The 12234-nt window shown below is 71.9% G+C and carries 14 protein-coding genes and 4 tRNA genes; 13 read left to right on the top strand and 5 right to left on the bottom strand.

The window, feature by feature from the left end:
• Positions 1–83: 83 nt before the first annotated feature.
• The 3 genes from ETU37_RS14625 to ETU37_RS23240 all read left to right on the top strand — a co-directional run bounded on the left by ETU37_RS14625 (position 84) and on the right by ETU37_RS23240 (position 2382).
• A complete protein-coding gene (locus tag ETU37_RS14625; protein WP_206053953.1) occupies positions 84–371 on the top strand; it encodes a hypothetical protein in 288 nt (95 codons plus the stop codon).
• Positions 372–861: 490 nt separating this feature from the next.
• Entirely contained in the window at positions 862–1395 is a 534-nt protein-coding gene (locus ETU37_RS14620) for a DUF1269 domain-containing protein (RefSeq protein ID WP_129988085.1), read from the top strand.
• Between the two features lie 420 nt (positions 1396–1815).
• A complete protein-coding gene (locus ETU37_RS23240; protein ID WP_165372534.1) occupies positions 1816–2382 on the top strand; it encodes a hypothetical protein in 567 nt (188 codons plus the stop codon).
• Between the two features lie 76 nt (positions 2383–2458).
• Here ETU37_RS23240 and ETU37_RS14615 read toward each other — a convergent pair.
• The 3 genes from ETU37_RS14615 to ETU37_RS14605 form a co-directional block, all read right to left on the bottom strand.
• Positions 2459–2533: transfer RNA gene (locus tag ETU37_RS14615), tRNA-Val, on the bottom strand.
• Between the two features lie 43 nt (positions 2534–2576).
• Positions 2577–2647: transfer RNA gene (locus ETU37_RS14610), tRNA-Cys, on the bottom strand.
• Between the two features lie 28 nt (positions 2648–2675).
• Positions 2676–2748, bottom strand: a tRNA-Gly gene (locus ETU37_RS14605).
• A gap of 132 nt (positions 2749–2880) precedes the next feature.
• Here ETU37_RS14605 and ETU37_RS14600 point away from each other — a divergent pair.
• The gene (locus ETU37_RS14600) at positions 2881–3705 is read left to right on the top strand and encodes an aminotransferase class IV (protein WP_129988084.1); all 825 of its coding nucleotides are present in this window, start codon (positions 2881–2883) and stop codon (positions 3703–3705) included.
• A gap of 8 nt (positions 3706–3713) precedes the next feature.
• On the opposite strand, the gene ETU37_RS14595 is transcribed toward ETU37_RS14600, so the two are convergent.
• Both ETU37_RS14595 and ETU37_RS14590 read right to left on the bottom strand, forming a co-directional pair.
• Entirely contained in the window at positions 3714–4268 is a 555-nt protein-coding gene (locus tag ETU37_RS14595) for a CGNR zinc finger domain-containing protein (protein WP_129988083.1), read from the bottom strand.
• A gap of 144 nt (positions 4269–4412) precedes the next feature.
• Positions 4413–4865 (bottom strand): SsgA family sporulation/cell division regulator, encoded by a 453-nt coding sequence (locus tag ETU37_RS14590; protein ID WP_240755749.1) that lies wholly within the window; start codon positions 4863–4865, stop codon positions 4413–4415.
• 234 nt (positions 4866–5099) lie between these two features.
• Here ETU37_RS14590 and ETU37_RS14585 point away from each other — a divergent pair, with 234 nt between their 5' ends.
• The 9 genes from ETU37_RS14585 to ETU37_RS14545 form a co-directional block, all read left to right on the top strand.
• Entirely contained in the window at positions 5100–5603 is a 504-nt protein-coding gene (locus ETU37_RS14585) for a PGPGW domain-containing protein (protein WP_165372533.1), read from the top strand.
• Between the two features lie 38 nt (positions 5604–5641).
• A tRNA-Val gene (locus tag ETU37_RS14580) sits at positions 5642–5713 on the top strand.
• 139 nt (positions 5714–5852) lie between these two features.
• Entirely contained in the window at positions 5853–7841 is a 1989-nt protein-coding gene (thrS, locus tag ETU37_RS14575) for a threonine--tRNA ligase (RefSeq protein WP_129988081.1), read from the top strand.
• A gap of 3 nt (positions 7842–7844) precedes the next feature.
• Complete coding sequence (locus ETU37_RS14570; RefSeq protein WP_240755748.1) at positions 7845–8390, top strand: HIT family protein; 546 nt, start codon at positions 7845–7847, stop codon at positions 8388–8390.
• Between the two features lie 32 nt (positions 8391–8422).
• Positions 8423–9034, top strand: a complete 612-nt coding sequence (pgsA, locus tag ETU37_RS14565; RefSeq protein ID WP_129988080.1) for a phosphatidylinositol phosphate synthase — start codon at positions 8423–8425, stop codon at positions 9032–9034.
• 3 nt (positions 9035–9037) lie between these two features.
• Entirely contained in the window at positions 9038–9973 is a 936-nt protein-coding gene (locus ETU37_RS14560; protein ID WP_129988079.1) for a phosphatidylinositol mannoside acyltransferase, read from the top strand.
• A complete protein-coding gene (locus tag ETU37_RS14555) occupies positions 9973–11076 on the top strand; it encodes a glycosyltransferase family 4 protein (RefSeq protein WP_129988078.1) in 1104 nt (367 codons plus the stop codon). The genes ETU37_RS14560 and ETU37_RS14555 overlap by 1 nt, the downstream gene beginning before the upstream one ends.
• Positions 11076–11612, top strand: a complete 537-nt coding sequence (locus tag ETU37_RS14550) for a hypothetical protein (protein ID WP_129988077.1) — start codon at positions 11076–11078, stop codon at positions 11610–11612. The genes ETU37_RS14555 and ETU37_RS14550 overlap by 1 nt, the downstream gene beginning before the upstream one ends.
• A 106-nt stretch (positions 11613–11718) precedes the next feature.
• A partial coding sequence (locus tag ETU37_RS14545; protein WP_476703574.1) for a beta/alpha barrel domain-containing protein occupies positions 11719–12234 on the top strand: 516 nt, incomplete at its 3' end.

Genomic DNA, 12234 nt, shown 5'->3' with positions numbered 1-12234 from the left:
GCGACCTGTGGAGCGGGGCATCGGCATGTCCTGGACCGACGGAAGCGTCGAACACCTGTTCGATTTCGTGCGATGCTGGGGCCATGGTCGGTGGCGGGATGCGGCGGGGTCTGCGGATGCCGCTCGAGGACCGCGTCGCCGCGTCGGCACCCGCCGACGCCCCCCGCGCGGCCGGCACGTGCCCGGCCCGGCACTGCTGGGTGCTCGACGCCGTCGACCTGTCCGGCGTCCGGCGTCCCGGTCTGCTCGTCGAGTGGCGGCAGGGCCACGGCGGCTGGGAGGGCCGGGTCGTGTACGTCGCGTCGCTGCGCTCGAGCGGGTGGGCCGTGGTGGAGGAGTGGGTCCCCTCCGGCCTGCTGGTCGAGGCGTGAGGCGACCCCGCCCGTAGCCCACGGGGGACGGAGCCAGGGACGGGGCCGCTGCCACGAACCTAGCGGAGTGCCGGTCGGGTCTCGGCTCGCGGCGCGAAGTTCCGGCCGACAGCCCTCAAGTTCGGGGATCCGGGTGCCGATCCTTCCGCCGAAGGACCACGGCCCCCCACGGTCCTTCACGAAACCCACCACTGGCCGTCAGCCCCCCGACGGCCACCAGCGGTAGCCCCAATCTGCCGCAGAGGTTTCGGCCCCCGGCGCTCTCGAGTGGTCGGGGGCCTTTTCCTTGCGGGGCCCCGGGTCGTCCGCGACGCGTGATGCGCGGTGCGACCTCACGAAACGGGCGTTTCGCCGGCTGGGCGGGATCAGATCACCCGTCACGGATGAGGCACGCGCCGCACCCGGTCATGACGTTGGAGCCCCAGCATCGGCGACCTGGGGCAACGACCCCGACGCGTCCGCGGTGCCCGATCGACCAGGAGGACATCCGATGGCATTCGACACGTTCATCGTTCTCGCGGGCGTCTACTCCGACGTCGCGGCCGCCGAGGCGGACTACGACGTGGTGAAGGAGCTCCACGCCAAGGAGGGACTGATGGACGCCTACGACGCGGCCGTCATCCACCGTCGCGAGGACGGCAAGGTGAAGATCACCCGCAAGCACGAGACACCGACCCGGGTGGGGGGAGTGCTCGGAGGCGGTGCGGGTCTGGCCACCGGCCTCGTCGTCGCTCTCTTCCCGTTCGCGGCGATCGGGGGCGGCCTGCTTGCGGCCACCTCGGCAGGCGGGGCGATCCTGGGCGCCGTGGCGGGCCATGCCGCCGCCGGGATGAGCCGGGACGACCTGAAGGTCCTCGGTGAGTCCCTCGACAGGGGGGAGGCGGGCCTCGTGGTCGTCGGCGCCATGGACATGGAGGCGAGGATCGAGGAGGCGATGCGCCGCTCGGAGAAGCTCCAGAAGAAACAGCTCAAGGCGGACGCCGAGGCGCTCGAGCGCGACGCCAAGGAGGCCAGCGGCGCATAGCGACAGCCACGGCCGGGACGGTGCAAGCCACCCGGTCCAGGGTGAGCCCTCCCCGCGGTCCGACGTGGAAACGGGGGGCATCGCGGTCCCGAGGTAGCCCGGTGACTGGAGGAGTCCATGGTCCGACGCGCGACTCGCTTCGCCGTCCTGTGCGTGCTTGCGGTTCTGCCCCTGTCGTCCTGCGGCTCTGACGTCGACCAGGAGCCCGCGAACCGCCCCTCGGTGACGGCGTCGCCGTCGCCCACGCGGCAGCTGCCGAGCCTCAGCCGTTCCCCCGACGTCCCGGAACAGACGGAGGCCCCGCCGAGACCGTCGCGGTCTCTGTCGCTGTCGCCCGACACGGAGCGGCCGTCACCCACGGCGCGGCCGACCCGGACCCCTGAGCAGGAGCCGCAGCAACCCACCCCACGTACCTCGACGGTGATCGCTGTCCCCGTCCCCGCGGCGACGTCGGCGGCTCCTTCGCCCTCGTCGGCGCCGTCCCCTGCCGGCGAGGCCGAGGCAGCCGCGGAGGAGACGGACTCGCCGTCGCCGGCAGCATGGGTCGCCTTCGCGCTCGTGGTGGCGGCCGCCGCGCTCGGCATGTTCTTCCTCGTCAGAGGGCGCGAGCGGCGGAGCTGGCTGACCGGTCTGGAGACCGCCAAGGCGGAGGTGACCTGGTTCGCTCACGAGCTGGTCCCGCAGCTGCGCTCGTCCGGGTCGATCGACGAGGTTGCCGGCGGGTGGCGCGTCGCGATGCCGCGGGTCGCCTCCGCGGAGGACCGGCTGACGGTGCTCGCGTCCTCGGCACCCGGCGAGGACGAGGCCGGGCAGGCGCTGCGGCTCAGAGATGCGGTCCGCGCGGCGAGCGAGCGGCTGGAGCGGCTGGCCGGGCCGGGCAGGCACGACGAGTGGGCGCTGGACCTCGACGACGTCGAGGCGCTCCTGACGGCGGCGCTCGGGCCGGCGCCAGGCAGAGCCGCCCCCGGAGCGGTGTCTCCCGGCTGAGTCCGTGTGCGGGTACGGCCGGACGAGAAAAGCCCCTCGGCCTGAGCGGCTGAGGGGCTTCGTCGTGTCTCTGATCTGGTGGGCGATACTGGGTTTGAACCAGTGACCTCTTCCGTGTCAAGGAAGCGCGCTACCACTGCGCCAATCGCCCGTGACGGCCCAAGTTCCCACACCGGGTGGTGGTTGAGCAATCGAGGTGGAGACGGGATTTGAACCCGTGTAGACGGATTTGCAGTCCGTTGCCTCGCCTCTCGGCCACTCCACCAAGGAGGGGATCTGCGTACCCTTCTCCGAGCGGACGACGAGGCTCGAACTCGCGACCTCAACCTTGGCAAGGTTGCGCTCTACCAACTGAGCTACGTCCGCTTGCGCGATCCGGTGCGGTCTCCCGCCCCGGCGTGCGTCGAGAACTTTAGCCGACATCGTGCGAATGACAAATTCGGGGTTCGTGGTGCGGGAGCGACGCCCCGCCACGACCTCCCGCCTAGGGTCTGACGCATGCGCGCATGGATCAACGGCAGCCTTCTCGACGACCCGACCAGCCCCGCGATCACCGTGCAGGACCACGGGTTCACCGTCGGCGACGGCGTGTTCGAGGCGGTCAAGGTCGTCGACGGCCGGCCCTTCGCGCTCACCCGGCACCTGGAGCGGATGGCCGGCTGTGCACGGGGTCTGGGCCTGCCCGCGCCCGACCTCGTCGAGGTACGGCGCGGGGTGGCGGCCGTCCTGGACGGCGTCGAGCTGCCGCTCGGGCGGCTGCGGATCACCTACACCGGTGGCGTCGCGTCGCTCGGCTCCGGCCGCGCCGATGACAGCTCGCCGACGCTCGTCGTGGTCGCCGCCCCGATGGCTGCCGCGGCCGCCTCGACGCACGCGGTGACGGTGCCGTGGCCGCGCAACGAGAGGGGCGCGCTGGCCGGGCTGAAGACCACGTCGTACGCCGAGAACGTCGTCGCGCTCGCCCGCGCCCGCGAGCAGGGGGCGACCGAGGCGATCTTCGGCAACACGGTCGGCAACCTCTGCGAGGGCACCGGCTCCAACGTCTTCTACGTCGTCGACGGCGAGCTGCGCACGCCCACGCTGGGGTCGGGCTGCCTGGCCGGGATCAGCCGTGCCCTCCTGCTCGAGTGGTACGACGCCGTGGAGGTCGACGAGCCGCTCGACGTGCTGACCCGCGCCGACGAGGTGTTCCTGGTGTCCACGACGCGCGACGTCCAGCCGGTGCACCGGCTGGACGACCGTGACCTGCCGGCCCCTGGCCCCGTGACGGCGGAGTGCGTGAAGGTCTGGGCCGACCGCGAGGCCGCCGACGTCGACCCCTAGGTCCGCCGCTACTGCGCGGCGCGCTGGCGCTCGCGGTAGGCCGCGACGTGCAGGCGGTTGCCGCAGGTGCGCGCGTCGCAGTAGCGCTTGGAGCGGTTGCGGGAGAGGTCGACGAGGACCTGCTCGCAGTCGGGCGCCTCGCACCGGCGCAGCCGCTCGTGCTCGCCGCTGGCCACGACGTGGGCGAGGGCCATCCCGCAGTCGATCGCGAGGTGGTCGGCGAGGCTGGCGCCCGGGGTGAAGTAGTGGATGTGCCAGTCGTAGCCGTCGTGGTCGGTCAGCCGCGGGGTGACACCCGCCTGGGAGACCAGGGTGTTGACGACGGCGGCAGCGGTGCGGTCGTCGGGGGCCGAGAAGACGGGACGGATCGCCTCGCGCAGGTCCTGGACGGCCTGCAGGTCGGCGCCGCTGAGCCGGCCCACCTCGCTGACGTCGTGGCGGACGACGAACTCCCGCAGCGCGTTCAGGTCGGGCAGGCCCTCGTCGTTGGCGCCCCGGGGCGCGGAGTTGACCAGCTCGACCGCGCAGGCGAGGGAGTGCTCGGTGTCATGGCTGAACAGCACCTGTCGTCACGCCTCACCTGTGCCGGCTCGTGGCCGGCAGGTCGGCCCGGTCGCCGGCGGTTCCGTGCGCTCCGGGGGTTGGTCCTCCCCGCCAACCCTAGGGCACGGACCGCCGTTCGACGGCGGTGCGGACAGCGGGTCGGCTCAGGCGGCCTCGGCCGCGAAGATCGACGCGATGGTGGCGTCGATGTCGATCAGCTCGGACTCGGAGCCCGGCTTGACCGCCTTGTTCATGCGGTCGACGAAGGAGCGCAGGTCCCCGGTGCGGGCCTGGACCAGCGCCTCGCCGTCAGGGGAGCAGAGCTCGATGATCACCACGGCGTGGCCGTTGCTGTCGAGGCACGGCCAGACGTGCACGTCGCCGTCACCGGCGGGCTCGTAGAGGCCCTCGGCCAGCAGGTCCCGACCGAAGGTCCAGCGGACCTCGCTGTGGCCGGTCATGAACACCGTCGTCACCGCGAACGGGTCGGTGGCGTCGTAGCGCAGCTCGGCCTCCAGCGGCGTCGCGGCACCCGACGCGTCGATCAGCTCGAGGCGCACCGGCTGCGTCACCGTGGCCGGCGCGGCGTTCATCGAGTAGTTCATCGAGTACTCCATCTCGTTCCTCCCAGGTCATCCCCTCCGGACTTCGGCAGTGAGACGCCAAGTAGTAGGCGTCGTGACGGAGTTCCAAACGAATCTCGGCACTTTTTTCAAGCAATGACCGTTCGGTTGGTCGATGTGTCCCATTTGGTCCACATCGACCCTCCGAACGGTCAACCAGAGGCTCGTTACGCTCGTCTCACCTGCCGGATGACACCCTCTGCGGAGGCCCACGAGACCCGAGGTGCCATGCCCGACGACGTCGCGGACCTTACGTCGGATGACCGTCCGGCGCACGGCCGGTCCGGTCCAGAGCCGGAGCCGCCGCACGGATTCCGCGCGCGGGTGCACCGGATCTTCCATGCCCACCCGGTCCTGTCCCTGTCCACCAAGATCGTCGTCGGCGTCGTCGGCACCCTCGTGACCGTCGTCGGCGTGGTGATGCTGGTCACCCCCGGCCCGGCCTTCGTGCTGATCCCGCTCGGCCTGGCGATCCTCGCCACCGAGTTCGCCTTTGCCAAGCGCTGGCTGCACTGGGCCCGCGTCCAGGCCGAGAAGGCGCAGCAGCGCGCGGCCGCGCTCGACCCCGCCGTACGCCGCCGGCGGCTGCTGCTCACCGGCGTCGCCGTGCTCGCCGTCGTCGCGCTGGTCGCGGTCTACGTCGCGGTCTTCGACTGGCCGCACTTCGCTGTCGGCGGCTGGAACGTGCTCCAGGACATAGCGGCCTGGGTGCCCGAGCTCCCGGGGATGTGAGGACGCCCCGGATCATGCGCTAACCTTTGCGGCGCACCGGGCGATTGGCGCAGTGGTAGCGCGCTTCGTTCACACCGAAGAGGTCACTGGTTCGAACCCAGTATCGCCCACACACCGGAGAGGCCGTCTCACTCGCGAGGCGGCCTTTTTTCGTGCGGCGGAAACCCGCGAGCGCCCCGCGCCGTGCGCTGGATACCCTGACCGAGTCCGCAGGACGAGCACCACTCCCGATCACCAGAGAGGTCCACCGTGTCCGAGATCAAGGTCACCGTCATCGCCGCAGACGAGCGAGACGAGCGCACCCTGACGACGGGCACCAAGGCCTGGGAGCTGTTCGTCGAGGACCCGAGCGTCATCGCCGCCCGCGTCGACGGGGCGCTGCGCGACCTGGCGCACGAGCTGGCCGACGGCGCCGAGGTCGAGGCGGTCGCGATCGACTCGGCCGACGGCCGCGACATCCTGCGCCACTCGACCGCCCACGTGATGGCGCAGGCGGTGCAGGAGCTGTTCCCCGACGCCAAGCTCGGCATCGGCCCGCCGGTCGAGAACGGCTTCTACTACGACTTCGACGTCGAGACCCCGTTCGTCCCGGAGGACCTCGAGAAGATCGAGTCGCGGATGCGCAAGATCGTCAAGGAGGGGCAGAAGTTCTCCCGCCGGCCGATCAGCGACGCCGACGCGGTCGCCGAGCTGAAGGACGAGCCCTACAAGATCGAGCTGATCGGGCTGAAGGGCTCCGGCAACGCCGAGGGCGCGGCCGAGGGCGCGAGCGTCGAGGTCGGCGCCGGCGAGCTCACCATCTACGACAACGTGCGCCGCAACGGCGACGTCGCCTGGGGCGACCTGTGCCGCGGCCCGCACCTGCCCACGACGAAGCGGATCCCGGCGTTCAAGCTGATGCGCTCGGCGGCGGCCTACTGGCGCGGCGACGAGAACAACAAGCAGCTCCAGCGCATCTACGGCACCGCCTGGGAGTCCAAGGAGGCGCTCGAGGAGCACCTGCACCGGATCGAGGAGGCCGAGCGCCGCGACCACCGCAAGCTCGGCCGCGACCTCGACCTGTTCTCGTTCCCCGACGAGATCGGCTCCGGCCTCGTGGTCTTCCACCCCAAGGGCGGCGTGATCAAGCGCGAGATGGAGGACTACGTCCGCCGCCGGCACATCGAGGAGGGCTTCGACTACGTCGGCACCCCGCACATCTCGAAGGAGGGGCTGTTCCACACCTCCGGGCACCTGCCGTACTACGCCGACACGATGTTCCCCCCGATCGAGTTCGAGGGCGCCAACTACTACCTGAAGGCGATGAACTGCCCGATGCACAACCTGATCTTCAGGTCGCGCGGGCGGTCCTACCGCGAGCTGCCGCTGCGGCTGTTCGAGTTCGGGTCGGTCTACCGCTACGAGAAGTCCGGCGTCGTGCACGGCCTCACCCGGGTGCGCGGCCTGACCCAGGACGACTCGCACTCCTACGTCACCCCCGAGCAGGCACCCGGCGAGATCAAGCACCTGCTCGACTTCGTGCTCGGGCTGCTGCGCGACTTCGGCCTCGACGACTACTACCTGGAGATGTCCACCCGCGACGACTCCAAGAAGGACAAGTTCGTCGGTTCCGACGAGGACTGGGCGGTCGCCACCCAGGTGCTGGAGGACGTCGCCAAGGAGACCGGCCTCGAGCTGGTGCCCGACCCGGGCGGCGCGGCCTTCTACGGCCCGAAGATCTCCGTCCAGGCCCGGGACGCGATCGGCCGCACCTGGCAGATGTCGACCATCCAGTACGACTTCAACCAGCCCAAGGGCTTCGGGCTCGAGTACCAGGCCGCCGACGGCAGCCGGCAGCAGCCGGTGATGATCCACTCCGCCAAGTTCGGGTCGATCGAGCGGTTCTTCGGCGTGCTGGTCGAGCACTACGCCGGCTCCTTCCCGCCCTGGCTGGCGCCCGTGCAGGTGCAGGCGATCCCGATCGCCGAGCGGCACAACGACTACCTCGCCGAGGTGGCCGCGCGGTTCCGCGCCGCGGGCGTGCGCGTCGAGGTCGACGACTCCGACGACCGCATGCAGAAGAAGATCCGCAACGCGCAGCTGCAGAAGGTGCCGTTCATGCTGATCGCCGGTGACGACGACATGGCGGCCGGCGCGGTGTCCTTCCGCTACCGGGACGGCCACCAGGACAACGGCGTCTCCGTCGACGACGCGATCGCCCGCGTCACCGAGGCGATCGCCGCGCGCACGCAGGTCTGACCGGTGGGCGACGACGACACGCACCACCAGGACGGTGCGGGGGTCCCCGACGAGCTCGAGCGGCTGTGGACCCCGCACCGGATGGCCTACATCCGCGGCCAGAACAAGCCCGCCGACAGCACGGCGGGGGAGTGCCCGTTCTGCCGGATGCCGACCCTCACCGACGAGGAGGGGCTGGTCGTCCACCGCGGCGGGACGGCGTTCGTCGTGCTCAACCTGTACCCGTACAGCCCGGGTCACCTGATGGTGTGCCCGTTCCGGCACGTCGCCGACTACACCGAGCTGACCGACGAGGAGACCGACGAGGTCGCGCGGCTGACCCAGACCGCCATGCGGGTGATCCGCGAGGTGTCCGGGGCGCACGGGTTCAACATCGGGATGAACCAGGGCTCGGTCGCCGGCGCGGGCATCGCCGCGCACCTGCACCAGCACGTGGTGCCGCGCTGGGCCGGCGACCAGAACTTCATGCCGATCATCGGCCGCACCCGCACGCTGCCCCAGCTGATGTCCGAGACGCGCTCGCTGCTCGCGTCGGCGTGGCCGGCCTGACCCGGGCCCGCTGCCGTTAGCCTGCTCTCGCCATGCTGAACCGCTTCCGTGACTTCTGGGCCCGCGTGATCTCCCCGGTCGCGCGGCTGTTCCTGCGCCTGGGCATCAGCCCCGACGCCGTGACCGTCGTGGGCACTCTCGGCGTCGCCTTCGGCGCGCTGTTCTTCTTCCCGCGCGGACAGCTGCTCGCCGGCGTGCTCGTGATCACCGCGTTCGTGTTCAGCGACATGGTCGACGGGCAGATGGCCCGGCTCTCCGGGAAGTCGTCCGCCTGGGGCGCGTTCCTGGACTCCACGCTCGACCGGCTGGGCGACGCCGCGGTGTTCGGCGGGCTCGTCCTCTACTTCATGGGGCCGGGGCACTCGGACCTGTGGGCGGGGCTCGCGCTCTACTGCCTGGTGATGGGCGCGACCACGTCCTACGCCCGGGCCCGCGCCGAGTCGCTGGGCATGGAGGCCAAGGGCGGGATCGCCGAGCGCGCCGACCGTCTCGTCGCGATCCTGGTGATGACGGGGTTCTCGGAGATCTTCGGGCAGGCCTGGTTCGTCCCCTTCACGCTCGGCGTGCTCGCGCTGGCCAGCACGGTGACGGTGGTCCAGCGGATCCTCGCGGTACGACGCCAGGCCCTCGCGGCGACGGCGTAGCCGATGGACGTCCAGGGCGGCCTGCGGCGGGCCGTGTCGGCGGCGTCGGGGCACGGTGTCACGGCGGCGTACCTCACCGGCTGGCGGGCCGTCCGGCTGCTGCCCGAGCCCGCCGCGCGCGCGACGTTCGACCGGATCGCCGACGGCATCCACGCCCGCGACGGGCGCAGCGTCCAGCGGCTGCGGGCCAACCTCGCGCGCACCGTTCCCGCCGACGACCTCGACGCGACGGTGCGGGCCGGTGTCCGGTCCTACCTGCGCTACTGGTGCGAGTCGTTCCGGCTGCCGTCGTGGGACATCGACGACGTCGTCGCCCGTACCCGCGTGCGGGGCGAGGAGCGGCTGCGCGGTCCGGTGTCGGCGGGGCGCGGGGTGGTCGCCGCGCTGCCGCACATGGGCAACTGGGACTGGGCCGGTGCCTGGGCGTGCGCCACCGGCATGCCGGTCACGACGGTCGCCGAGCGGCTCGAGCCGACCCGGCTCTACGACGAGTTCGTGGCGTTCCGCGCCGGGCTGGGCATGGAGATCCTGCCGCTGACCGGCGGCCCGCCGCCGCTGCGCCGGCTCATCGACGCCGTCCGCGAGGGCCGGCTGGTCTGCCTCCTGGCCGACCGGGACCTCTCGCGCGGCGGCGTCGACGTGGACCTGCTCGGGGAGCCCGCCCGGATGCCGCGCGGTCCCGCGGTGCTGGCGCGCGCCACCGGCGTCGACCTCGTGCCGGTCACCCTGGCCTACCGTGGCCGCGACCTCGAGCTCACCTTCCACCCACCGGTGCCGCACGCGCCGGGCGACGACGGGATCGTGGCGATGATGCAGGGCGTCGCGGACGCGTTCAGCGCCGGCATCGCCGCCGACCCGGTCGACTGGCACATGATGCAGAAGGTGTTCGTCGCCGACCTCGCGCCGCGGCCGCCGCGTCCCTCCCGGGACGGCGCCTGATGCGCGTCGGCCTGGTCTGTCCCTACTCCTTCGACACACCGGGCGGCGTGCAGAACCACGTGAAGGACCTCGCCGAGGCGCTGCTCGCCCGCGGTCACGACGTCGCGGTCCTCGCGCCGGGGGAGGAGGACCACGTCCCGGCCTACGTCACCCTCGCCGGGGGTGCTGTGCCGGTGCCCTACAACGGGTCCGTGGCGCGGCTGTCGTTCGGGCCGGTCGTCGCGGCCCGGGTGCGCCGGTGGCTCAAGGACGGCCGCTTCGACGTGCTGCACATCCACGAGCCGGCCACCCCGAGCATCGCGCTGCTCGCCCTGTGGCTGACCGAGTGCCCGGTGGTCGCCACCTTTCACACCTCCAACGTGCGCTCGCGCGCGATGTCCGCGTCCGCGTCGATCCTGCGGCCGTCGATGGAGAAGATCACCGCACGCATCGCCGTGTCCGAGCACGCCCGCGGCACCCTCGTGGCGCACGTCGGCGGCGAGCCGGTGGTGATCCCCAACGGTGTCTACGTCGACCACTACGCCCACGCGCAGACGCGCCCCGAGTGGCGCGGCGCCGATGGGACGGTCGCGTTCGTCGGTCGCATCGACGAGCCACGCAAGGGCTTCGCGCTGATGAGCGAGGCGTTCGCGCGCGTGGCCGCCCAGCGGCCCGGGCTGCGCCTCCTGGTCGTCGGCGGGGGAGACATCGACCGGGCCCGGGCCGCGCTGCCCGAGGGCGTGCGCGACCAGGTGACGTTCCTCGGCCGGGCCTCCGACGAGGACAAGGCGAGCGCGCTCCGCACCGCCGACGTCTACGTCGCGCCCAACACGGGCGGCGAGTCGTTCGGGATCGTGCTGGTCGAGGGGATGGCGGCCGGCGCCACCGTGCTCGCCAGCGACATCGGCGCGTTCAGCCGGGTGCTCGAGGGCGGCCGGTACGGCGAGCTCTTCCGGTCCGGGGACGTCGACGACCTCGCAGCACACCTGGCCGGCCTGCTCGACCACCCCGACCGCCGTACAGCGCTCGACGAGGCGGCCGCCGTCGGCGTGCGCCGCTACGACTGGAGCACCGTGGCGACGAAGATCGTCCAGGTGTACGAGACCGTGTCGGGAGCCGACTGATGCCCTGGGGCTGGTGGCTGACCCTCGCGCTGGTGCTCGTGGTGCTGGGGCTGTGGCTGTGGTGGACCGCGCACCGCCTCGACGAGATGCACCGGCGGATCGACGTCGCGCGCGGGGCCCTCGACGCGGTGCTGCTGCGCCGGTCCGGGGCCGCGCTGGAGCTCGCCACGTCCGACACCCTCGACCCCGCCCGGTCGCTGCTGCTGGTCGACGCCGCTCACCAGGCGCGGGCGGCCGCGCCCGAGGAGCTGGAGTCGGCCGAGTCCGACCTGTCGGAGACGCTGCGCGCCGTCCTCGCCGACACCGGCGAGGTGGCCGAGCTGCGCGCCCGCCCGGACCTCGCACCGCTCCTCGACGAGATTGCGGCGTGCTGCCGCAAGGTCGAGCTGGCCCGGCGCTTCCACAACGACGTCGTGGTCACGGCGCGGGCGCTGCGCAGCCGGCGCCGGGTCCGGTGGCTGCGGCTGGCCGGCCGTGCGTCCGAGCTGCGCACGGTCGACCTGGACGACGTACCGCCGCCGGCGTTCGCCGACTGAGCAGCCGCCTGCGCCCGGCGTTCACCGGACCGAGACCGGCGTGGGCGTCCCGGTTCCTGGGTCGTAGGCTGGCCGCACATCCCAGAACCAGAAGGTCGGACGAGAAGTGAACGACAGCAGCACCCAGGCCCGGACGGGCACCACCGGCGTCAAGCGCGGCATGGCCGAGATGCTCAAGGGCGGCGTGATCATGGACGTGGTCACCCCGGACCAGGCGAAGATCGCCGAGGACGCCGGCGCGGTCGCCGTGATGGCGCTCGAGCGGGTTCCGGCGGACATCCGGGCCCAGGGTGGCGTGTCCCGGATGAGCGACCCGGACATGATCGACGGGATCATCGAGGCGGTGTCGATCCCGGTGATGGCCAAGGCCCGGATCGGGCACTTCGTCGAGGCGCAGGTGCTGCAGTCGTTGGGCGTGGACTACATCGACGAGTCCGAGGTGCTGACCCCGGCCGACTACGCCCACCACATCGACAAGTGGGCGTTCACGGTGCCGTTCGTGTGCGGCGCGACCAACCTCGGTGAGGCGCTGCGTCGGGTCACCGAGGGTGCGGCGATGATCCGGTCCAAGGGCGAGGCGGGCACCGGTGACGTCTCCAACGCGGTCACCCACATGCGCACC

Origin of the sequence: Nocardioides iriomotensis (assembly GCF_004168035.1) — a bacterium.
In the GTDB taxonomy this organism is placed as follows: domain Bacteria; phylum Actinomycetota; class Actinomycetes; order Propionibacteriales; family Nocardioidaceae; genus Nocardioides_B; species Nocardioides_B iriomotensis.
This window is presented reverse-complemented; position numbering and strand designations above follow the sequence as displayed.

What these genes read in the sequence shown, in the direction of transcription:
- ETU37_RS14625 (WP_206053953.1), top strand. Translation starts at nt 84, where the DNA reads ATGGTCGGTGGCGGGATGCGGCGGGGTCTGCGGATGCCGCTCGAGGAC.
- ETU37_RS14620 (WP_129988085.1), top strand. Translation starts at nt 862, where the DNA reads ATGGCATTCGACACGTTCATCGTTCTCGCGGGCGTCTACTCCGACGTC.
- ETU37_RS14600 (WP_129988084.1), top strand. Translation starts at nt 2,881, where the DNA reads ATGCGCGCATGGATCAACGGCAGCCTTCTCGACGACCCGACCAGCCCC.
- ETU37_RS14590 (WP_240755749.1), bottom strand. Translation starts at nt 4,865, where the DNA reads ATGGAGTACTCGATGAACTACTCGATGAACGCCGCGCCGGCCACGGTG.
- ETU37_RS14585 (WP_165372533.1), top strand. Translation starts at nt 5,100, where the DNA reads ATGCCCGACGACGTCGCGGACCTTACGTCGGATGACCGTCCGGCGCAC.
- pgsA (WP_129988080.1), top strand. Translation starts at nt 8,423, where the DNA reads ATGCTGAACCGCTTCCGTGACTTCTGGGCCCGCGTGATCTCCCCGGTC.
- ETU37_RS14560 (WP_129988079.1), top strand. Translation starts at nt 9,038, where the DNA reads ATGGACGTCCAGGGCGGCCTGCGGCGGGCCGTGTCGGCGGCGTCGGGG.
- ETU37_RS14555 (WP_129988078.1), top strand. Translation starts at nt 9,973, where the DNA reads ATGCGCGTCGGCCTGGTCTGTCCCTACTCCTTCGACACACCGGGCGGC.
- ETU37_RS14550 (WP_129988077.1), top strand. Translation starts at nt 11,076, where the DNA reads ATGCCCTGGGGCTGGTGGCTGACCCTCGCGCTGGTGCTCGTGGTGCTG.